Origin of the sequence: Ensifer sp. PDNC004 (genome assembly GCF_016919405.1) — a bacterium.
Classification (GTDB): domain Bacteria; phylum Pseudomonadota; class Alphaproteobacteria; order Rhizobiales; family Rhizobiaceae; genus Ensifer.
Genome location: NZ_CP070353.1, coordinates 2,234,030 through 2,255,671 on the forward strand (window position 1 = coordinate 2,234,030; position 21,642 = coordinate 2,255,671).

General features: G+C 62.2%; 21 protein-coding genes. 3 read left to right on the forward strand and 18 right to left on the reverse strand.

What is annotated here, in order from left to right; genetic code table 11:
- Nucleotides 1–18: 18 nt before the first annotated feature.
- From fliG to JVX98_RS19115, 3 genes are all read left to right on the forward strand, one after another.
- Nucleotides 19–1,050 carry a flagellar motor switch protein FliG gene (fliG, locus tag JVX98_RS19105; RefSeq protein WP_034796925.1) on the forward strand — a complete coding sequence of 344 codons (1,032 nt, stop codon included), beginning with the start codon at nucleotides 19–21 and terminating at the stop codon, nucleotides 1,048–1,050.
- 198 nt (nucleotides 1,051–1,248) lie between these two features.
- The gene (gene flhB / locus JVX98_RS19110; RefSeq protein ID WP_205237094.1) at nucleotides 1,249–2,325 is read left to right on the forward strand and encodes a flagellar biosynthesis protein FlhB; all 1,077 of its coding nucleotides are present in this window, start codon (nucleotides 1,249–1,251) and stop codon (nucleotides 2,323–2,325) included.
- A gap of 5 nt (nucleotides 2,326–2,330) precedes the next feature.
- Entirely contained in the window at nucleotides 2,331–2,771 is a 441-nt protein-coding gene (locus JVX98_RS19115) for a hypothetical protein (RefSeq protein ID WP_043613045.1), read from the forward strand.
- 106 nt (nucleotides 2,772–2,877) lie between these two features.
- Here JVX98_RS19115 and visR read toward each other — a convergent pair whose 3' ends face one another.
- The 18 genes from visR to JVX98_RS19205 all read right to left on the reverse strand — a co-directional run bounded on the left by visR (nucleotide 2,878) and on the right by JVX98_RS19205 (nucleotide 21,610).
- On the reverse strand, nucleotides 2,878–3,624 hold the full coding sequence (gene visR / locus JVX98_RS19120) for a transcriptional regulator VisR (RefSeq protein ID WP_192447865.1): 747 nt from the start codon (nucleotides 3,622–3,624) through the stop codon (nucleotides 2,878–2,880).
- Nucleotides 3,625–3,636: 12 nt separating this feature from the next.
- Nucleotides 3,637–4,377 carry a transcriptional regulator VisN gene (gene visN / locus JVX98_RS19125; protein ID WP_192447866.1) on the reverse strand — a complete coding sequence of 247 codons (741 nt, stop codon included), beginning with the start codon at nucleotides 4,375–4,377 and terminating at the stop codon, nucleotides 3,637–3,639.
- A gap of 843 nt (nucleotides 4,378–5,220) precedes the next feature.
- Entirely contained in the window at nucleotides 5,221–6,897 is a 1,677-nt protein-coding gene (gene fliF, locus JVX98_RS19130; RefSeq protein ID WP_205237095.1) for a flagellar basal-body MS-ring/collar protein FliF, read from the reverse strand.
- Between the two features lie 358 nt (nucleotides 6,898–7,255).
- On the reverse strand, nucleotides 7,256–7,648 hold the full coding sequence (locus JVX98_RS19135) for a hypothetical protein (protein WP_205237096.1): 393 nt from the start codon (nucleotides 7,646–7,648) through the stop codon (nucleotides 7,256–7,258).
- Between the two features lie 73 nt (nucleotides 7,649–7,721).
- Nucleotides 7,722–8,276, reverse strand: a complete 555-nt coding sequence (cheD, locus tag JVX98_RS19140; RefSeq protein ID WP_043613058.1) for a chemoreceptor glutamine deamidase CheD — start codon at nucleotides 8,274–8,276, stop codon at nucleotides 7,722–7,724.
- Nucleotides 8,273–8,662, reverse strand: coding sequence for a response regulator (locus JVX98_RS19145; protein ID WP_025425902.1), 390 nt, complete (start codon nucleotides 8,660–8,662; stop codon nucleotides 8,273–8,275). Before JVX98_RS19145 ends, cheD begins: the two co-directional genes overlap by 4 nt.
- Nucleotides 8,662–9,720, reverse strand: coding sequence for a chemotaxis response regulator protein-glutamate methylesterase (gene cheB, locus JVX98_RS19150; protein ID WP_205237097.1), 1,059 nt, complete (start codon nucleotides 9,718–9,720; stop codon nucleotides 8,662–8,664). Before cheB ends, JVX98_RS19145 begins: the two co-directional genes overlap by 1 nt.
- Nucleotides 9,717–10,625 (reverse strand): protein-glutamate O-methyltransferase CheR, encoded by a 909-nt coding sequence (gene cheR, locus JVX98_RS19155; protein WP_043613064.1) that lies wholly within the window; start codon nucleotides 10,623–10,625, stop codon nucleotides 9,717–9,719. Before cheR ends, cheB begins: the two co-directional genes overlap by 4 nt.
- A complete protein-coding gene (locus JVX98_RS19160) occupies nucleotides 10,622–11,092 on the reverse strand; it encodes a chemotaxis protein CheW (RefSeq protein ID WP_043613065.1) in 471 nt (156 codons plus the stop codon). The genes cheR and JVX98_RS19160 overlap by 4 nt, the downstream gene beginning before the upstream one ends.
- Nucleotides 11,093–11,097: 5 nt before the next feature.
- The gene (locus JVX98_RS19165) at nucleotides 11,098–13,389 is read right to left on the reverse strand and encodes a chemotaxis protein CheA (protein WP_205237098.1); all 2,292 of its coding nucleotides are present in this window, start codon (nucleotides 13,387–13,389) and stop codon (nucleotides 11,098–11,100) included.
- 19 nt (nucleotides 13,390–13,408) lie between these two features.
- Nucleotides 13,409–13,774 carry a response regulator gene (locus JVX98_RS19170; RefSeq protein ID WP_025425897.1) on the reverse strand — a complete coding sequence of 122 codons (366 nt, stop codon included), beginning with the start codon at nucleotides 13,772–13,774 and terminating at the stop codon, nucleotides 13,409–13,411.
- 3 nt (nucleotides 13,775–13,777) lie between these two features.
- Complete coding sequence (locus JVX98_RS19175) at nucleotides 13,778–14,071, reverse strand: STAS domain-containing protein (RefSeq protein WP_192447869.1); 294 nt, start codon at nucleotides 14,069–14,071, stop codon at nucleotides 13,778–13,780.
- A 41-nt stretch (nucleotides 14,072–14,112) separates the two neighbouring features.
- Entirely contained in the window at nucleotides 14,113–15,729 is a 1,617-nt protein-coding gene (locus JVX98_RS19180; RefSeq protein WP_205237099.1) for a globin-coupled sensor protein, read from the reverse strand.
- Nucleotides 15,730–16,417: 688 nt separating this feature from the next.
- Nucleotides 16,418–17,806 (reverse strand): FGGY-family carbohydrate kinase, encoded by a 1,389-nt coding sequence (locus tag JVX98_RS19185; RefSeq protein WP_205237100.1) that lies wholly within the window; start codon nucleotides 17,804–17,806, stop codon nucleotides 16,418–16,420.
- Nucleotides 17,807–17,810: 4 nt separating this feature from the next.
- The gene (gene rhaM, locus JVX98_RS19190; protein WP_205237101.1) at nucleotides 17,811–18,125 is read right to left on the reverse strand and encodes an L-rhamnose mutarotase; all 315 of its coding nucleotides are present in this window, start codon (nucleotides 18,123–18,125) and stop codon (nucleotides 17,811–17,813) included.
- A gap of 7 nt (nucleotides 18,126–18,132) precedes the next feature.
- Nucleotides 18,133–19,137, reverse strand: a complete 1,005-nt coding sequence (locus JVX98_RS19195; RefSeq protein WP_192447873.1) for an ABC transporter permease — start codon at nucleotides 19,135–19,137, stop codon at nucleotides 18,133–18,135.
- Nucleotides 19,137–20,117 (reverse strand): ABC transporter permease, encoded by a 981-nt coding sequence (locus JVX98_RS19200; protein ID WP_205237102.1) that lies wholly within the window; start codon nucleotides 20,115–20,117, stop codon nucleotides 19,137–19,139. The genes JVX98_RS19195 and JVX98_RS19200 overlap by 1 nt, the downstream gene beginning before the upstream one ends.
- Nucleotides 20,114–21,610 carry a sugar ABC transporter ATP-binding protein gene (locus JVX98_RS19205; RefSeq protein ID WP_205239481.1) on the reverse strand — a complete coding sequence of 499 codons (1,497 nt, stop codon included), beginning with the start codon at nucleotides 21,608–21,610 and terminating at the stop codon, nucleotides 20,114–20,116. The genes JVX98_RS19200 and JVX98_RS19205 overlap by 4 nt, the downstream gene beginning before the upstream one ends.
- Nucleotides 21,611–21,642 lie beyond the last annotated feature (32 nt).

A 21,642-nucleotide genomic window follows, 5' to 3' on the forward strand; every position in this document is an offset into this window, starting at 1 on the left:
TGGGCGAAGGATGAATCCATGATGGATTTCGAAAGTTTCGAGGCTCAGGCGCTATCAAGGCCGCTCAGCCAGACGGACAAGGCGGCGGCCGTTCTGCTTGCGATGGGCAAGGGCGTCGCCAGCAAGCTGTTGAAGTTCTTCACCCAGAGCGAACTGCAGTCGATCATCGCCTCGGCGCAGTCGCTACGCGCCATTCCGCCGCATGAGCTCGAAGCCCTCGTCAATGAGTTCGAAGACCTCTTCACCGAGGGCGCTGGCCTCATGGACAACGCCAAGGCGATTGAGAGCATTCTCGAGGAAGGCCTGACGCCGGACGAAGTCGACGGCCTTCTCGGCCGACGCGCCACGTTCCAGTCTTACGAAGCCAACATCTGGGATCGCCTGCAGGAATGCGACCCGGTCGCCGTTTCCGTCCAGCTTGCCAAGGAACATGCACAGACGATCGCTTACGTGCTGTCGATGATGCCTTCGAGCTTCGGTGCCAAGGTGCTGCTGCAGCTGTCGGAAGAACAGCGCCCGGACATCCTGAAGCGCGCCGTCAACATGAAGGACGTCAACCCGAAGGCCGCCGCAATCATCGAAAACCGCGTCATGGAAATGATCGGCGAGATGGAAGCGGAGCGCAATTCGGCAGGCCCGGCGAAGATCGCCGAGGTGATGAACGAACTCGACAAGCCGCAGGTCGATACGCTGCTTGCCTCGCTCGAATCGCTCAGCACCGCGTCGGCCAACAAGGTTCGTCCGAAGATCTTTCTCTTCGACGACGTGCTCTACATGCCGCAGCGCAGCCGCGTTCAGCTCTTCAACGACGTGTCGACCGACATCATCACGATGGCGCTGCGCGGCTCGACGTCGGAACTGCGCGAATCGGTGCTTGCTTCCATCGGCGCGCGCCAGCGCCGCATGATCGAGTCCGATCTCGCCATGGGCGATGCCGGCATCAACCCGCGCGATATCGCCATCGCACGGCGTTCGATCACGCAGGAAGCCATCAGGCTGGCTGCGAACGGGCAGCTCGAGCTCAAGGAAAAGGATGTGCAGGCCGCCTGAGGCGTGCCTCCGTCCAACGGGCCGCGCAACGCGGCCAACGGACCGCTCCCCGAAGGGTAATTTCTGTTGAGCCCCGGCGAATGCCGGGGCTCAACTCTTGCCTGGTTCCCGCGCTGGGTCCACTACAGGAGGCGCAATGCAGGGCGTATGTCCGTCGGACGCGCGTCACTGTAGAGGAACTGGGAGCCGTCCTGTCTCATGTCGGACGATCAGGATAAAGACAGCAAAACAGAAGCCCCGTCAGAGAAGAAGATCTCGGACGCCGCCGAGAAGGGTAATGTGCCCTTTTCACGCGAAGCCACGATGTTCGCATCGACGCTCGCGATCTACATTTTCTTCGTCTTCTTCCTGACAGACGGCGTCGCCACCCTCACCGAGGCGCTCAAGGATATCTTCGAGCAACCCGAGGCCTGGCGGCTGGAAAACGCCACCGACGTCGTGGCCCTGATCACCCATCTGATCTGGAAATCGACGGCTCTGGTTGTCCCGGTTTTCGTCCTGCTGATCGTCTTCGGCGTCGGCGCCTCCATCTTCCAGAACTTGCCCCTGCCGGTTCTCGACCGCATCCAGCCCAAGCTCAATCGGGTTTCACCGATGGCGGGGCTCAAGCGGATCTTCGGCATCCAGGGCCTGGTCGAATTCGGCAAGTCGCTGTTCAAGATCATCATCGTGTCGGTCGTCGTCGTTCTGGTGCTTTGGAACGACTATTTCGCCACGCTCGACCTGATGTTTTCCGATCCGGTCACGATGTTCTCGACGATGGCGAGCGACCTCAACCAGATCATGATCGTCATTCTGCTGTCGACCGCAGTGCTGGCGATCGCCGACCTCTTTTGGTCGCGGCACCATTGGTACACCGAACTGATGATGACCAAGCAGGAAGTGAAGGAAGAAATGAAGCAGGCGCAGGGCGACCCGATCGTCAAGTCGCGCCTGCGCTCGATGCAGCGTGATCGGGCGCGCAAGCGCATGATCTCGTCGGTGCCGCGCGCCACGCTGGTCATCGCCAACCCGACCCACTATGCCGTCGCCTTGCGTTATGTCCGCGAGGAGAGCGACGCGCCTATCGTCGTGGCAATGGGCCAGGACCTGGTTGCCCTCAAGATCCGTGAAATCGCAGAGAAAAACGGCATTCCCGTCTTCGAGGACCCGCCGCTTGCACGCTCCATGTTTGCACAAGTCTCGGTCGATAGTGTGATTCCACCGGTGTTTTACAAGGCTGTTGCCGAACTCATTCACCGCGTGCATGCGTCGCAACCAAAACGGATGACATAACTCCGATGAAAAAGTGCGAATTCTCCGAGAAACGAGAACAGATCGTAGCTGAAGCAATTCGCCCTGTGGCGACCGAACTGCGCCTCATCGACGCCGCCGATTTCATCGCGCTATTGCGGTTCGAGTCCTATGCCAGCCTCGCTGACCTCGTCGAATCGGCAGCGGAGCTCTATTTTCTGCCCGGCACGGTCAATTTCGGCCTCGGCGGTAACTACAATCTGGATTGGGACAGCGAGCCGGAAATCGTGCTCGACCTCGAACTGAAGCCCCGCGGCGTGACCATCTATGTCCGCCTGTCGCTCGGCAACGAGACGGCCGGGATCGAAATCAGCCACATCAATTTCCAGAACCCGTCGTCCGACCCGGACGAGAACACGGCCTTCCTGGCGCGGAGCCTCGCAGAGGCGAAATTCATCAAGTCCTATGAGTTGCCGCTGGCGAGTTGAAAGCGCCGCTCGGACGGATCTCGTCTTGGCGTGCGATTGACGCTGGCAAGTTAAATTCCCTCGGCTCCGCCGCTCAAAAGGCCGGCGCGGTCCGTCGTGTCCGGAGCTAGCTGATGTAGCCGAGGCGGATCGCCTTGGCGATCGCCTGGATGCGGTTGACCGAATCGAGCTTGGTGGTCGCAGCCCCCAGATAGGCGTTGACCGTGTGGACCGAAAGTCCCATGCGCTCCGCGATCTCTTCGCTGATGTGACCGTCGCCCGCCATCTGCAGGCAGGCGATCTCGCGGTCGCTCAAGGTTTCCGCCGGGGCGACGCGCTTCTCGTCGGCCGCCAGAAGATCGGTCATGATCATGCAGCTGCGGCCGTGCAGATCGACCACCTGTTCCGTGGAGGCGTCGACGTAGCTGCCGGCGAAGACGACGTAACCGTTGCCCTGGGCGCCGAGCCTGACGGGGAAAGCAATGCCAGAATAGGGAAGCTTGCGGCCCTTCAGGCGATGCGCGAAAGGCGCAAGCTCGGAAAGCTCGGCCGCCTGGTGCTCGCCGGCTCCATCCCAAAGGATCGGCAGCAGCGACTGGTCGAGATGCGCGACCAGTTCTTCGCCATAAGCGTTGACGAGATCATGGGCGTTGGCTTCCGCGGCTACGCCCCAGTTGTCGAGGACGCAGGTGAGCTTTCGGGCGCTGCCGGTTCCCTTGCTGTTGAGGCGCAAGACTGCGAAGTGCTTGGCGTTGATCTGACGCTGCATGGCCTGCAGGCGCGTGACCAAGGTGGCCGCTCGCGCGGCGCGGTTGCCGTTTCTTGCGAGCTTCTGCTCGTCCTCGATCCGCCCGCCGCCAAGAAAATGCGTCATCGCGCCCGTTCCTTACACAAGATTATTGCGCACCGCGTAGGCAATCGCTTCGGACCGTGTCCGGGTCGCGGTCTTGCGCATGACGCTGGTGATGTAGTTGTTGATGGTGTTGCGCGAGATGCCGAGGATCACAGCGATCTCTTCGCTCGTCTTGCCTTCGGCAATCCAGAACAGGCACTCCAGTTCGCGCTCGGTCAGCTCGAAGTCGCGGTCATGGCGGACTTCGGCGCGCGTGGTGAAGCTTGCCAGATAGCCCGCCAGAAGCGTGACGTCACGCAGGCTCTCCTGCGACAGGATCACGTCGTCCGGGACCAGCAGCATCAGGGAGAAACGCAGGCGCCCGACATTGAAGGTGATCGCGCAGTATTCGCGGCTGATGCCGCGCGGCAACTCGGCATTGTCGGGCAGCGCATGAAAACACGGCTGCAGCACCGCGAGGCACTTTTCCAGTTCCGTCGTCTTGGCATGAAGCGCAGTGATCACGCCGGAAAGCCGCCGGACGACGTCGAACGGCCAATCAGAGCAGACCACGTGGTCGAGTCCGCTGTCCTGCGACAGATCATAACGCGCCAACAGATAATGGCTCGCTCCGACATATTCCGTCAGAGCCGAAAGGCCGCTTCCGAGACCGCCGCGCCCGGCGACTTCGCCCAGTCGTCGCAAAAGCTGCTCGCGCGAAAACCCGCCGCCGCGTGCGCGTGTCGGTGCCGTCGGCAAAGGCCAGACAGCAATGTCTGCTTGCGAAATGTCCATGAGTTCAGCCCCTGTGCCGGATCCACATCCCGGAACTGCATTTGCGCTGCCGCCGCCAACAGCCGGCCGAAGCCGAATATTACCACCAGTCGCAGATCAGGACGCGAATCAACTGCTAAAAATGTACATCGACGCGAGAAAAAAAACATCGCCCTCTTCTGGCTATTTACTTCGTATCGCCGGCATGTCGCGATTCGCAATCGCACGCCCCCTGCCAACACCCATCTGTTGCGGACAGGACCGACAAAGAGCCGCAATACCTTGAAAGAAAAAGCCTTTTCTCTTGAAAATCGGCGATTTTCGCGCGGCGAACGAGAAGGAGGGCGGCGTTGCGAGTGGAAAACGATGGGATCTCATCCCAAAAAAGGACGGTTTTTCGCGCACAGAGAATTTCGAATGCGCGCGATATTATACTTTGTTTTCATAGCTGTTGCTCAAATGCACCAGCCTATTTTCAGACCTCCCTCATTTTACCGATATATAAATTGTGAAACTCAAAGAATAAATTTCGAGAGCAATAATGTTATATTTGCAATGAACTCTGTATAGCCCGAATCCGGAATAGTAGATAGCAACGCGGAATGCACGCCATGCGGGCGGGCCGAATCTATAAATTAAGATATCGTTAAAATATTACCATCTGGGTAACCGCCGGGACTCCGCCGGACTCCCTTGGAAACTTGAAGCAATTTCGGCGCCAGATGAAATATGACGGCCGAACTCCGACAATATTTGACCTGAACACCAAAACCCACCGCAGGCCCGATGAGGCGTGGCGGCGACAAGAAAAATCCCGCCACAAGGGCGGGATTTGCAAGAAGTTCCAGGGCCGTTTTCTGTCCGTCAGGCCGCCTTGTCGAGAGCCCACTTGCGCAGGATCTTCGCCGCGCGCTCTTCGCTGATCTCGACCATGCGGGCCAGGCGCCGCTCCGGCCCTTCCTTAACGCGGCGATTGAAGCTGCCGCTGTCGTCGCCCATGCTGAGCAGGTCGTCGGTGCTGTCGAAGCCGAAGTCCGAGCCGAAGCCTTCCATGAGCGCGCCGCCGGCGCCGGCAGTGGCCGGAGAGAAGTCGGGCAGTTCGAGGCCAGCGGCTTCGCCCTGGATCTGGCCGGCGCCGCCGCCGAGACCGAGCTGGCGTGCCAGCGGTCGCATGCCCATCCAGACCACCAGGAAGGCGACCACGATGAAGGCGAGCGCGTTGATGATGCCGCCGAGGTTGCGGGTAAGCGTTTCCATGACACCCGGGCCGGCAACCGCCTGGTCGAGCAGCTGCGTCTCGACGAAGTCCATGGCGGTCAAGGTCACGATATCGCCGCGGCTGGTGTCGAGGCCTGCAGCCGAGGCGACGATCTTCTGCATGTCGGCGAGATAGGCGTCGATCTTGGCCTGGTCGGCAGGCTCGCCCACCATCGCTGCCAGGCGACCACGGTTGACGACGACGGCAACGGAGAGCCGCTCGACGGTGTAGCTGTTCTTGACGGTGGCGATCGTCTTGCTGTTGATTTCGTAGTTGGTCTGCTCTTCCTTCTTCTCGGCCTGGTCGCTCGACTGCGGGCCGGCACCGCCCTTCGGGGCGGCCTGAGGAATGTTCTGCTGTACCGTCGCGGCATTGTCCGGCTGCTGCTGGCTGGACTTCTGCTCTTCCTTGGTCACACGGGTCGAGCGCTCGACGCGCGATTCCGGATCGAAGACCGTTTCCTGGATCTGCTGCGTGTCGGTGTTCAGACGTGCCGTGACGCTCGAGCGGAAGTTGTCCATGCCGAGGAACGGAGCAAGCGCATTGTCGATCTTCTTCTCAAGCTCGGTCTGCACGTTCTGGACAACGCCGAGCGACTGGTTGAGGGCGCTGTTGGCCGGGTCGTCGCCGGAGGCGAGAAGCTGCCCGGTCGAATCGAGCACGGTCACGTCATCGACGTCGAGCCCCGGTACGGACGAGGCGACGAGATGACGGATCGAAGCGGCGGCGCTGCGGCCGACCGTGGCGCTGGCGCGGATCATGACCGAGGCGGTGGGGTTCTGGTCTGCCTTGCGGAAGCTGCCGCGCTCCGGCATCACGATGTGGACGCGGGCGGCGGCGATACCGGAAATCTGCTGGATGGTGCGGCCGATTTCACCTTCGAGGGCACGCACGCGGGTCACTTCCTGCATGAAGGAGGTGAGGCCGAGCGAACCGACATTGTCGAAGAGTTCATAGCCGGCATTTGCGCTGCTCGGCAGGCCACGCTCTGCGAGCAGCAGGCGCGCCTTGCTGGTCATGCCGACCGGAACCTGCAAACTGGCACCGTCAGCCCCGACATTGAAATCGATGTTGGCCTCAGCCAGCGCGATGCTGATCTGGGTGACATCGCTGCGTTCGAGCCCGACATAGAGCGTCTCGAACGAGGGTCTGTTGACGTAAATTCCAGCCCCGAGCACCATGCCGACCGCAACAATGCCAGCCGCCGCCAACGCGATCAGCTTGCCTTGCCCGAGACTGCTCAGGTTCTTCGTGAACGTCGAGAGTTGATCCAACAGACTCATTCTGTTTCCGCACCCAGTATCGCAAGGTCATCGGGCCGATCATCGGCCGAGCGCCCTGCGCAGTTCCAACATTCGGGTTTTCTGGGTATCGACATGCCGAGTATCGACTTCCAATGCAGGCGAATCCACCAGTCCCGATCCGGACCGTAGGAAACGAAACTTGCGCGAACTTGGCTTGATGAGCCCAATCGAAGCGGCGGAAGCCTCGCCAAAAAACTTATCCACCGGCGCGAAGCGGGCCGTCGGGCGCAGCCAAGCCTCGCCGCAGAACTGCGGCGGCATCGGGACACGCTGCAGCAAGCTGCTGAATATAAAAGGATATTCTCAGACGCGCGCCCTGAAGCGCGCTTCGCAAGCGTCAGAACGCTTCGAAATCGCCGGCCGCCTTCGTCAGCGGCTGGGAGTGGCCGCGGCGCAACATGCCGTTGCCAAGTGCCTTTTTCATATCGGCAAGCTTCACCAGATTGACGGCCGTGGTGACGTCGACCATCCAGGCGTCCGGGATCGATGCGGTAATCGTGTCGATGAATTCGGCCAGCCCGCGGGTCTTCTGCACGGCAAGGTCGATGCCCTGCAGCACCATCATCTTGTCGGGATTGGCAAGCGCATCGGCGCCATGGTCACCGGCAAGCTGCGGCTCGATCCGCTCGATCAGATAGGCGACGTCGTGCAATTCGGTGACGATGCGCATCAGCACTTCGGGGAGCGCTTCTTCCACGTGCGGCATGTGGGCCTGGTAGTCGGTCTGCATGTGTATGTCTCACGTGGCTCGGGGCTGCGGTAGAAGTCGTATTTCGGGCCTGCGAGGCGCCTGCCTCGCAGTATCAGAAGAATTCGATGGAGCTTTCGGCCGGCTTCGGCGCGACGATCGGGCGTTCCTCCAGTTGCACCGTGCGTTGCGTTTCGACGCCGGTCAGGGCATATTGCCGGGCGCGGCCGGACGACGGCCAGTATTCGAGCTTGCGACCGTGCTCGCCGCCGGTGCTCTCGCCGACGATGCGGATGCCCTCGTCGAGCAGGAACTGGCGCGCGAAGGCGGCGTTCTGTTCTCCGACATTGGAAAACCGCGCGATCGTCTTGGCGCCCCCGAAGATCTTGGCTTCGAGACGATCTCGCCGGGCGCCCTGTTTCAGGAGGCCGTTGATGAGCAACTCCATGAGGTGGACCCCGTAGCGGGTCGCGTCGCCGCCGGATGTGGGCGACGTCGCGGAACCTGGCAGCAGGAAGTGATTCATGCCGCCGACGCCGACCACGGGATCGCGCATGCAGGCTGCCACACAGGAGCCGAGAATGGTCGACAGAACGATGTTCGGATCGTTGAAGACCTTGTACTCGCCCTGAATGACATGCACGCGCTTGCCGGCGGCTTCCATGTTCATTTGAGCGCCCCGAATACGGCTTCGATCGCAGCCTTCATCTTTTCGATGGTGAAGGGCTTGGCCAGAACGTTGTTGGCACCGAGGGCCGCTGCCTTCTGAACCAGGGCACGGTCGCCCTGGGCCGTCAGGATGATGAAGGCCGCCTTCTTGGTCGCCGGGTTCGAACGGACAGCCTGCAGCAGGCCGAGCCCGTCCATCTTCGGCATGTTGAAGTCGGAGATCACCAGGTGGTGCGGGTTCTGAGCCATGATCTTCATGCCCTGCTCCCCGTCACCGGCGGCGGTGATCTGCTTGAAGCCGAGCTGCTGCAGGGCGTCACCCAGGAGCAGGCGGCTCGTCACCTGATCGTCAACGATCAGAACTTTGATTTTTTCGGCGATGGACATTATTCGCTTCCTTCCTTGCGGAGCGCCGCTGCTTTCAGGACCTCCTCCCCGATGGATCCGAGGGGGAGCTGGGTTTCAACGGCGCCCAATTCATAGGCGACTCTCGGCATGCCGTAGACGACACATGTCTTTTCGTTCTGGCCGAAGGTCTTTGCTCCGGCATGCCGCATTTTCAGGAGACCGGAGGCGCCGTCGCGCCCCATGCCGGTCAGAATGACACCGATCGCATTGCGTCCGGCAAGCTCGGCGACCGAATCGAACAGCACGTCGACCGAAGGCCGATGTCCGTTGACCGGGTCGCGGTCCACCAGGCGGCAGCAGGGTGCCGTCGGGTTGGCGACCTGCAGATGGCGCTCGCCACCGGGCGCCAGGTAGACCTTGCCGATTTCGAGCCGCGCGCCGTCCGTCGCCTCCTGCACCGCCGGCGCGCAGAGACGGTTCAGCCGCTCCGCGAAGCTCTTGGTGAAGGTGTGCGGCATGTGCTGCGTGATGACCGTCGGCGGGCAATTGGCCGGGAACTTCTGCAGGACCGTGATCAGGGCTTCGACACCACCGGTCGAGGCGCCGATGGCGATGATCTTGCGGCCGGCCCGGTACTCGGACGCCATATTCGCATTGGCCGGAGCCGGCGCCGCGACCTTATTGCCGGTGATGATGAACTTGCGCTGCGAGCGAGCCGCAGCCTTCACCTTGTCGACGAGGCCGGCAAAGGGATGCGGGTCGCCGGGATGCGGCTTGCCGACGCAATCGAAGGCGCCGATCTCGAGTGCTGCGATCGTGGCTTCAGCGCCCTTGTGGGTAAGCGTCGAGACCATGATGACCGGCATTGGCCGCAGCCGCATGATCTTGTCGAGGAATTCGAGGCCGTTCATGTTCGGCATTTCGATGTCGAGGGTGACGACATCGGGATCGAGCTGCTTAATCGCCTGGCGCGCTTCCATGGCGTCGGCCGCCTGGCCGACGACGGTCACGTCTGGATCCGCGTTGAGCACGGCTGTAATCAGGCCACGCATTGTGGCGGAGTCGTCAACGACGAGAACGCGAGCGGGAGTGGTCATGCCCGTCCTCCATGAAATTTGCCGGTGTGGCGGTAGGTGGTGATGCCGATGTTGTCGAAGTGCGCCTTTGCGTCACCGGACACACGTTCGGAATGGCCGATATAAAGGTGACCGTCGGTGTTCAGCATGCCGGCGAAGCGCGACCAGATCTTCATCTGCGTCGGCTCGTCGAAATAGATGACGACGTTGCGGCAGAAGATGACATCGAAAGGGCCCTTGAACGGCCACTGCGCCATCAGGTTCAGTTCGTTGAAGGTGATCAGCCGCTTGACGCGATCATCGACCTGCCACTTGAAGCGGCCACCGCTGTTGACCTCGGAGAAATATTGCTTGCGCATGGCCGGATTGACGGTTTCGAGCGCGGTCGCGTCGTAGGCACCGGCGCGAGCGAGCGCCAGGATCTTCGGGTCGATGTCGGTCGCAAGGATCCGGAAATCGTAGTCGGCCGCGTTCGGCAGCAGCGACAGGACCGTCAGTGCGATCGAATAGGGCTCCTGCCCGTCCGAGCAGGCGGCCGACCAGATGCGCACCCGGCCACCGGCCTTGGCCCGTGCGATCAGGTCCGGCAGCACGTCGGTCTTCAGGTGCTCGAAGTGATGGTTCTCGCGGAAGAAGCGCGTGAAGTTCGTCGTCAGGTGCGAAAGCATGTCGCGCCGTGCGGCCGCACCGGCGGGCGAAGCGACCAGCTGGCAATACTCGCGGAAGCCTTTGAGCCCGAGATTGCGAATGTGCTTCGACAGCCGCGAATAGACGAGCGACGCCTTGGTCTCGTTGAGGTAGATGCCGGCATCCGCATAGATCATCGCGGCGATCTCGGTAAGATCGCGACGGGTCAACGGATACTCGCCGCTCGCCAGGCACTCGTCCGGCGACAGTTTCTGTTCGGCGATGATCTGGCTTCTCATGCGGCTTCCCTTTCTTCCTGCGGGAAGATCGCTTCCAGTTCAATAAGACAGATCATCCGGCCTTCGATCGCGAGCACGCCGCGCGCAAAGCTCTTTTCGAACTCCGACGAGATGACATCCGGCGTCGGCTGGATCTTGTCGTCTGTGATCGTCAGGATGTCGGAGACAGCGTCGACCAGAAGGCCGACGACCTGGCTCTTGACCTGTGCGACGATGATGACGTGGCGCACGTTCGGTTCGGCCGGTTTCATGCCGAGCCGGGCCGAGAGATCGACGATCGGCAGCACCGCGCCGCGAAGGTTGATGACACCCAGCACATAGGATGGCGCATGCGGCATGGATGTCGCAGGCGTCCAGCCACGGATCTCGCGCACCTGCATGATGTTTACGCAGAATTCCTGATCACCGACGCGGAAAGCGATCAGCTCCCGTCCGTCCGTCGTCAGATTTTTTGCGGCATAGGTCATTGTCATTATCCGACTGCAGCAAGTGACATTTCAGGTTTCAGCGAATGCCCGCGCGAGGCGGCGACGATCGCGTCGACATCGAGGATGAGCGCCACGCGGCCGTCACCGAGAATGGTCGCGGCGGCGATGCCCGGCACGTGGGTGTAGTTGGCTTCCAGGCTCTTGATCACCACCTGGCGCTGCCCCTGGATCGCATCGACCATCAAAGCGCGCTGGCCGCCACCTTCCGATTCCACCAAGAGCGCGACGCCCTCGACCGGGTTCGCCTGGATGGCGCGGAAGTTGAGGATGCGACCGACGTCGACGAGCGGGCAGAACGAGTTGCGGATCGAGATAAGCCGCTGGTTGGAGCCGAAGGAGTGGATCGCCGAGGCTTCCGGCTGCAGCGTTTCGACGATCGCTGTCAGCGGCACAACCAGCGTCTGGTTGGCAACGGTGACCACCATGCCGTCGAGGACGGCGAGCGTCAGCGGCAGGCTCATGGTGAAGACCGAACCGTGGCCCGGTTTCGACGAAATGTTGATGCGACCGCCGAGCGCCTGGATCGAGCGTTTGACCACGTCCATGCCGACGCCGCGGCCGGAAATGTCGGAGATCTTGTCAGCCGTCGAGAAGCCGGCGTGGAAGATCAGGTTGTCGATCTCTTCGTCCGACAGGTTGGCATCGGCGGCGATCAGGTCGTTGTCGATCGCCTTCTGGCGCACCTTCTCGCGGTTGATGCCCGCGCCGTCGTCGGCAAGCTCGATGACGATGCGGCCGGAACGGTGCTTCGCCGTCAGGCGCACGGTGCCTTCGGCGCTCTTGCCAGCGGCGAGGCGCTTTTCCGGCGTTTCGAGGCCGTGGTCGACCGCGTTGCGGATCATGTGGGTCAGCGGCTCGGCGAGCTTGTCGATGACCGTCTTGTCGACTTCGGTGTTCTCGCCTTCGGTGATGAGGCGGACCGACTTGCCGGTCATGTCGGCGATTTCGCGAACGATACGCGACATGCGCTGGAAGACCGGCTTCACCGGCTGGGCGCGGATCGCCATCACCGAATCCTGGATCTCGCGGGTGAGCTGCTGCAGCTCTTCGAGGCCCATGTTGATCGAGGACGTACCGTTGGTGTCGTTCTCGACGACGCTCTGCGAGAGCATCGCCTGGTTGATCACGAGTTCGCCGACAAGGTTGATCAGGCGGTCGACGCGATCGAGATCGACGCGGATGGTCGGCGTTGCAGCCGATGCGGCAGCCTGTTGCGCGGCAGCGCTCTGGGCAGCGGCACTGGCAGCCGGTGCCGCCTTTTCGGCCGGTCCGCGGGCGGCGGACTGCGCCATCTGCAAGACGTTGCTTGCCGTGCCGGCAGCAGAAACCGCGGCGTCGCGATCCTGCTGCTGGGAGGCAAGCTGTTCTTCTTCCTCGACGACACCGACCGATACCGCCGGTTCGTCATCAAGGATCGACAGGTCGAAGGGAACCGGCTGCATCGGCAGCTCTTCGCCCGACTGCGTAGCCTCGTCTTCGATCCGCGAAATCTCCAGGTCGCAATCCCACTCGGCGAATTCGAAGACGGTGCGGATCGCTTCCTCGCCCTTGTCGGTCTTGAGCGAGATCTTCCAGAAGAAGTAAGCGCTTTCCGGGCTCAGCCGATCGAGCGTCGGCAGTGCGCCCATGTCGCAATGGATGCTCATCTCGCCGAGGCGCGAGAGGTCGCGCAGAAGCAGCGTTGCCTCGTTGCCCTTGGCGTAGAGATCGGACTTCGGCTTGAAGACGATCTCGTAGGTGGGCATTTCCATCAGCGGCGGCTCTTCGGCCGCGTCGAAGTCATCGAAGGAGAAGGCGACAGGCTGGAAGCCTTCGTCGTTGACCGGCGGCGGCGCCACGGCGGCGACGGGCTTGGCAACCGCTTCGGCCGGTGCTGCCGACGCCTGCGGCACTTCGCCGTTTGCGAGTGCCTCGAGTTCCTTGATCAGCTGGCGGCTGCGCGCCTCGTCGACGCTGCCGCCATCGCGCGCAGCGTTGGTGAGGTCGGCGAGCACGTCGGCCGACTTCAGCATCACCTTCAGAACTTCCGGACCGGGATCGAGCCTGTTGGAACGAACGCAATCAAGGGTCGTCTCGAACACGTGCGCGAAGGAGACCAGGTCGTCCAGCCCGAAGGCGCCGGCGCCACCCTTGATGGAGTGCACCGCACGGAAAACGGCATTGACCGTTTCCGGGTCGCGGTCGCCATCATTGAGCTTCAGCAGACCCGATTCCAGTTCGGCGAGTTGTTCCTCGCATTCCTGGAAGAAGATCTCTTTGATTTCGTTCATATCCATTGGAGGCTATCCCCGGACTTCAGGCCGTTACGCGCTCGATTGCATCGATGAGTTTGGTCGGGTCGAACGGCTTGACGATCCAGCCGGTTGCACCCGCCTGACGCGCGCGGTTCTTCTTCTCCGCGTCGCTTTCAGTGGTCAGTACCAGGATCGGAATGGCGCGGTAGCGATCGTTCTTGCGCACGCCCTCGATGAAGCCGAAACCGTCGAGACGCGGCATGTTGATGTCGGTGACGATCACGTCCGGATTGGCTTCCTCCAGGACCTCAAGGCCCTCCACGCCGTCCTCGGCCTGGATCGTTTCGAAACCGGCATTGTTCAACGTGACCAGCAGCATGTTTCGGATCGTCCGTGAGTCGTCGACCGTCAGAACTCGCTTCTTCATTTCTCAAATCTCCTTTGCCATCAGGTGGTCGATCTCGACCCCGATGAGCTGTGTCGTTTTGTCGAAAGCGTCCGACACCTTGCTGAAGGTGAAAGACAAATGATCCTCTTCCCAGGTCTTGGCGCCGGCCATCAGCACCTGGACACAAAGCGTCCCGACCCGCTCGACCGCGGAAGCGTCGATCACGATGTGGCTGCCCTTGAGCGCGAGCAGCTTCTCGTGCAGTGCCGTCGCCTCGTTCAGGTCCAAAACCGGAGCGAGGCTAAGCGTCTTCTGAGCGGTCTTCTTGCTGGCCATTCCTGTCTTCCTCGACTGCTAACTCTTTACTGCCCTAAAAATCAGCGCTGCCAACCGGCGAGCTGCCGCTGCGGCCCCTCGTCAAACAGCGGTGCGGCCGGCTCGTCGGCAACGGCGGCCGATGCGTGACGGAAGGGCTCGCGACCGGTGCGTGCCGATGCGGCCGGATGGCGGCGCTCCAGGCGGAACTGACGGATGGTCTCGCCGAGTTCGACGATGACTGTGTGAAGATCGTCCGACGAGCGGACGGTATCGCCGGCGAGCGCGGCACTTGCCTCGACGCCCCTGGAGATCGTGCCGATCTCGGTCGCGACGCCGCGGAGGTCGCCGACCTGCTGCTCCGCCTCGCGGGCGATGCCGGAGACGGCGGAATTGATCGACGTGACCTGCTCGACGATGCTGCTGATCGCGTCCTGGGTGCGGCCGACAATCTCGACGCCGGTCTCGACCTGCGCCTTGGTGCCGGAAACGAGTTGCTTGATTTCGCGCGCCGCTTCGCCGGAGCGCTGTGCCAGCGCGCGCACTTCCTGGGCAACGACGGCAAAACCGCGACCGCTGTCGCCGGCGCGCGCCGCTTCGATGCCGGCGTTGAGCGCCAGGAGATTGGTCTGGAAGGCGATCTCGTCGATGACGCCGATGATCTGGCCGATCTTTTCGGCCGACGCCTCGATGTCGGCCATGGCGGAAATCGCCTGGCCGGCGATCTCGCCGCTGCGCTCGACGGCAATGCGGGTCTCGTTGGCCTTCGTTTCCGTGGCGCTGATCCGGCCGGAACCGGTCGCCATGCGTCCGGCCATGTCGGAGAGCACGGCAAGCTGCCCGGAAAGCGCGTCGGCTTCAGCGCTCGCCTTGTCCGTGAAGGCTGTCGCGCCGTCGCGCATGCGGTCGACCAGTACCCCGGCGGCCTGGTTGCGCTGATCGGAGGCCTGAAGACTTTGCTGGATCTGTTCGAGTGCCGCGTTCAGGCTCGCCACGATCGGCTGATAGGCTTCGACCGCCGTTTCCGGCAACCGCGCGCCGAGATCACCCTGGCTCACGCCTTCGGCAAAGTCGCCGAAGAGCGCCTTGACCTCCAGCTCGTCGGCGCTGCGCTGCTCGGCGAGCTGCCGCTGGTGCTGCTGGCGAAGGGCGTTGAAGCGAAGCGAAACGCCGATCTCGCTGTCGACGAAGGTCGTGCGCACCAGAGCGGCGACGAGGTCGCAAAGTTCGCGGCGGCGCGCCTTGCCCATCGGCAGGAAAGATCGCGGCCAGGCGTCTTCGATGAGCCCGACGATGAGATGTTCGAGTACGACAGCATGGCTTGCCATCTGCCAGCGCGGGTCGAGGCCCATGCGGCTTGCGGTGTCTGCGAGCACCTTGATGCGCTCGGCATAGAGCCCGTCAAAGCGTGCGTCGGTCAGCACGTTCCAGTGCGACGACTGAAGATCCTGGAGGCGATCGATCTGTCGGTCGCTGTCGAAATGGCGGGCGGCGTCGGGATAGGTCTGGAGGCGCTGGAAGAGGTCGCGAAGCGCCTGATCGATCCGGGGAGAAAGCTTTTGCCTGTGATCGCGGACGCGGTTGCAGCTCTCGTCATCGAGCCCGGCAAAGCGCAGGCGCTCCAGCAGGCTGCCTGCCTGGCCCTTTTTTGCCTGTTCTGACGATGCTTCCTGCCTCAACGCTGATCCCCGGTGTGCACGTTCGGAACTTGCCTGGGGAGCATCAGGGAGGGCCACGGTCCACCGGACGTGCACGCCACATCGATGAGATCAGCCTCCGCCGAAAAGCGTCTGCTGTCGTTCATCCCGCAAGTAAATTCGGTGAAGAATGGATACCGGACCGGAACCGGTACGGCGGGGCGGCATCATGCCTTGAGGAGACTTGTGAATTATCCCATTCCGACGTGTGGGACCATGTTTATGGTTAATTCCTTGCTTGAAGGTTAACGGTCCCTCACCTCTAATCGGAATCACTAAAATTCACAGGGTGTTTTCACGCGCCATTTTTGCGCTGCAACAAAACTGTAATAAACGCCCCTGAAACCAACAGGTTCTCAATCACAAGAGTTTAGAATTGTACTTCGACTTGCGCTCGCGTATCGAAGCGAAAGTGAAGTGGGCGCTGCATGCGCGAAGAAACCTTCGCATCACGCAAAGCGACATCATGACGATGCGCTTACAGGAAACGAACAATGATTGTTCTTGGCATTGGCGCCGCACTCACAGCAATCCTGACAATGATGGCAGTATCGATCGTTCTCAACATCGAGCACAACCGGTCGGCAAAGCGCAGTTCTGTGTTTTGATAGGGCTTTAGCCCGTCTCTTACTGACACAACCAGGCATCTCTGCGGCCGGGGACGGATGTTCTACGGCCGCTTTTCTTTGCCCACATGGTCCTGCGTCGCCTTTTGCCATGCCTGCGCATAGGCGGCGAAGCTCTTCTTGATCTCACCCGCAAGCGGCGTGACCCCGGACCGGACCGCGGATCCCTTAACGAGGCACGCAGCACCGAGGCTCGTACCCGTTATATTGTTGGGATCGGCAAAGACCGGCCGGCCGGTCGCTGCCGCAAGCATGCGCAGATAGGTCCCGTTGGAAGCAAAGGGCCCTTCGACGACGATGTCGCCGCGGGCTCCGATCAGGTCGAGACAGGTGGCCGTCATCAGCGCCAGGTGGAACGAGACGACGACGAAACGTTCGGCGGGGTCAAGCTCCTCCTCGTCCGTCGTCCAGATCGCCTTTGCGGCCGGAAAGGGACCGGATCCCTCGGGAATGGACGGCAGCAGCATGTGGCCGGTGGTGGCCACGGCCTCTTCCGTTTCCGGCGACACAGGGACCGCCCCCTCCCCCAACAGAAGCTGGAAGGCGCGGCCACCCATGAAGCGGGCGGAGGGTACGGGATCGCCAAGCGCGTTGACGTTTACAAGCGTGTCGCGGTGTTCGTCGAGCGCCTTCGCCTCGGCGCCGACCGCGAGCATCACCACCCAGGTGCCGGTGGAGACCACCGAGAAGGGCGCGGCCCGCGTCAGCAGATGCGGCAGCAGCGAGGCATTGGAATCATGAATGCCGCAATAGACCGGGGTCCCTGATGCGATGCCCGTTGCAGCACAGAGCTCCGGCCGCAGAGCACCGGCGATATCGCTCGCCTTCAACACCGGTGCGAAAAGGGGCGCCCACCCCTGGCGTTCGACCAGGGTCGAGAACGCGCCGGCCCGCGGATTCCAGAGATCGGTGTGGCAACCGAGCGAGGTCAGCTCGTTGCAAAGCGTGCCGGTCAGCCGATAGGTCCAGTATTGCGCATAGGTGAGGATCGAGGCGACCCTGTCGAAGGCGTCGGGAAATGTCTTCTGCTGCCAATGGAGTTGGGCGCCGACATTGAGCCCCATCGGCAGCCGCGCGGAACCGGTCTCGGAAAAGGGCGGCCTCACTTCATCATACTCGGCGGCGAGGCTGTCGGGGCCGGCATGTTCATAGTCAAGCACCGGAAGCGCCAGATTGCCTGATGCATCGAGCACGACGGCGGTCGCGCCATGGGTGGTGATCGAGATCGCCTCGAAGGCGTGTTCGGCATGGAGTGCTGCGAGGCTTTCGAGCAGGAAGGCCCAGAGACGTTCGACATCGAAATGCGGATAAGGACCATCGGTCAGCACCGCATTCGCCGTCTTACGGACGGCGATCTCCTCGAAACGGTCGAGATCGACTGCCGCAACCTTGGCATTGGTCTTGCCGATATCGATAACGCCAACAACCCGCATGCGATCATTCCATATGAAAGACGGTCTTGAGCGGCACCGCGACCGGTTCGTTATCGGCCTTGGTTTCCATGATATCAGCCATATGCGCCCACCATCTCTGCATGATGGGATGGGATGGCAGCTCGGCCATGCGATGGTCGTCCGTTCGCCAGAGCACGCCGAAGAGCAGATCGCTCTCCTCGTCCAGATGGATGGAGTAGTCGGAGACGCCGGCCTCCTTCAGCAGGGTGGCCAGTTCCGGCCAGATGGCATCGTGCCGCGCCTTGTATTCGGCGGCCATGCCCGGGTTCAAGCGCATGCGGAAGGCGTATTTTTCCATCAGATCCTCAATGTGCGAGACGCTGGCGGGCGCGCCGCCAGACAATGGGGAGCGCGATCACCGAGATCAGCAGCAGGCCGATGAAGATCGACATGACGATGCCCGGCACGTTGAGCAGGCCGAAACCGAAGGTCACCATACCCATGATCAGGGCGGCCAGCACGACGCCCGGGATGGTGCCGGAGCCACCGAGAATGTTGACGCCGCCAAGCACCACCATCGTTACCACCTCCAGCTCCCAGCCGAGCGCGATCGACGGGCGCGTCGAGCCGAGGCGCGAGGTCAGGCAGATCGAGGCGAGCCCGGCCATCAACCCGGTGAAAAGAAACAGGATGAACTTGATGCGCGCAACGCGGATGCCGGAGAAGAGCGCTGCCGTCTGGTTGTTGCCGATGGCATAGACCGCACGGCCGAAATTGGTCTTGTGCAGGACGACGCCATAGACGACCGCAAGGGCAACGAAGAGCGTGAACTCGAAGGAGAACACCCACCAGACATAACCCTGGCCGAACCAGGAGAAGCTGTCGGGATAACCGGTGAAAGCCTGGTCGCCGAGAATGATGAAGGAGAGCCCGCGGAAAAGGCTCATGGTGCCGATCGTCACCACGATCGACGGCAGCCCGAGACCGGTAATCAACAAGCCGTTGATCGCCCCGCAAATGAGCCCGACGGAGAGGCCGATCAGCACCAGCGCCGGCGTGTCGAAGCCGAGTTGCACGGCATAGCCCATCGCCGTCGAGGCGAGCGCGATGATCGAGGCCACCGACAGATCGATCTCGCCGGAAATGATCACCAGCGCCATGGCGAAGGCGATCATCGCCTTTTCGGTGAAGTTGAAGGTCGCGTCCGAAAGGTTCCACGGGTCGAGGAAGTAGGGCGAGGCCAGCGAGTTGCCGAGAAAGATGAGGCAGGCAACGACGAGCAGCAGGCTTTCCCAGCTCTTCAGCAACCGCGCGCCTCGGCCTTCCAGCCGGTCGGGAATATGGCGTGGGGTAAGGTGGGTCTCGGCCATCAGACAGCCTCCGCCTTTCTCAAGATGACGCGGCCCTTGCGCCGCTCGGCGCGGGCGTTGACGGCAACAGCGACAATGATAACCAAGCCCGAAATCGCCAATTGGGCGAAGGGCGAGATATTGACGACCGGCAAGGCGTTCTTGATCACGCCAAGGAACAGCGCACCGAGCACCGCGCCTGCTACCGTGCCGATGCCGCCGGCGATCGATATGCCGCCGATGACGCAGGCTGCGATGATGTCGAGTTCGAAGCCGGCGGCGATGTCGACATAGGCGACGGCATAACGCGACACCCAAAGATAACCCGAGAGCCCGGCGAGCGCGCCCGAAAGGCAATAGGCGAAGAAGCGGGTGCGGCCGACATCGATGCCGGTGTAGACCGCCGCATGCGGATTGCCGCCGACCGCATAGAAGGCGCGTCCGAGGGCCGTGCGGCTCATCAACAGGAAGACGAGCGCGATCATCACCAGCGAGAGCCAGGAGAGAACCGGGAAACCAAGGAGTTCGTCGCGCGGCAAGGCCTTGAAGGCGTCGCTCATCTGGTGGGCGTTGATCCACTTGCCGCCGCTCAGGAGAAAGATCATGCCGCGATAGATGGTGAGTGTGCCGAGGGTTACGACGATCGGCGGAATGTCGAGCTTCCAGACGAGTGCGCCGTTGATCATGCCGAGCAGCGTGCCGAGCGCGACCGCCGCAAGGATGATCAGCGGGATCGGCAGGCCCGGAAAGGCGGCGTTCAGCATTGCCGCCACCATGCCCGAGAGCGCGAGGTTGGCGGCCATCGAAAGATCGATGCAGCGTGTCAGGATCACCGCCATCTGGCCAAGCGCCAGAATGATCAGGATCGACGTGTCGTTATAGACGCGTGCGAGGTTCGCCGGCACGACGAAGGGCGGGAAACGCCAGGTGATCAGCGCCAGCAGCACGGCGATCGCGCCGACCAGCAACAGTTCGCGGTTCCTGAGGATGTTTGCCATCACGCGGCCTCCTGAATGCCGGCAGCGGCACGCACCAGCTTTTCCGCCGTCAGATCCGCGCGCTCGAAGCGCCCGGCGATCCGCCCCTCGCGCATGACGATGACCCGATCAGACATGCCCATGATCTCCGGGATTTCCGAGGAGACCATGATGACGCTGAGGCCCTGCGCCGCCAGTTCGCTCATGAAGGCGTGGACCGCTGCCTTGGAGCCGATGTCGATGCCCTTGGTCGGCTCGTCGAGGATGATCACCTTCGGCTTCGTCGCCAGCCACTTGGCGATGACGACCTTCTGCTGGTTACCGCCCGAAAGCGTGCCGACGTCCTGATCGAGCGAGGCGGCGCGAAGGTCGAGGCGCGCGGTGTATTCGCGGGCGAGCGCGAACTCGTTGGCGAGTTGCAGAAAGCCTGAGCGCGAGGTGCGCGACAGCGAGGGCAAGGTGACGTTCTGGAAGATCGGCAGGCCGATGATCGCACCCTGGCGGCCGCGCTCTTCCGGCACATAGACGATACCAGCCCGGATCGCTTCAGACGGGCTGCGGATCACCAGCACCTCGCCATCGAGCCGGACGGCGCCGGCCGATGGCCGGGTGACGCCGATCAGCGACTGCATGAATTCGGAACGGCCAGCGCCGACGAGGCCGTAGAAGCCAAGGATCTCGCCACGACGCAGCTCGAAATTGATGTCCTCGAACTCGGTCGGATGGCGATAGCCCGAAACGGTAAGCACCGGTTCGCCGATCGCTACGTCCTTCTTCGGGTAGACCGAGCCGACGGCGCGGCCGACCATGAGGCGCACCAGTTCGTCCTGGCTGACATCGGCGATCAGCCCTTCATCGACCATCGTTCCGTCGCGAAACACCGTGTAGCGGTCGGCGATGCGGAAGATCTCATCGAACTTGTGGCTGATGAACAGGATCGCCTTGCCGTCTGCCTTCAGCCGTTCGACGAGGGCATAGAGTTCGTGGATTTCCTTGTGCGACAGGGCGGCCGTCGGCTCGTCCATGATCACCACCTGCGCATCGATCGACAGCGCGCGGGCGATCGCGACCAGATGTTTCTTGGCGATGCCGAGATCGCGTAGGCGGATGGTCGGATCGAGATCGGCGCCGGCGCGCGCAAGCAGCGCGCGTGCATCGGCATTGAGCTTCTTCCAGTCGATCAGCCCGAAGCGATTGCGCGGAGCGTGGCCGAGAAAGATGTTCTCGGCGACCGAGAGCTCGTCGAAGAGGACGGTTTCCTGGTGGATCGCGGTGACGCCGGCGCGGGCGGCCGCAAGCGCCGTCGGGAAATGAACCTCCTGGTCACTGACGGAGATCGTGCCCTCGTCCGGCTGGTAGATTCCGGTCAGGATCTTCACCAGCGTCGACTTTCCGGCACCGTTTTCGCCGATCAGCGCGGTCACCGATCCCGGATAGAGCGCCAGCGAAACATCGGAGAGCGCCTTCACGCCGGGAAAGGACTTCGAAATCCCCTCGAGCGCAATGGCGGGCTTCATCCGCGATGTGAGCGTATCCTGCAGCAAGAGAC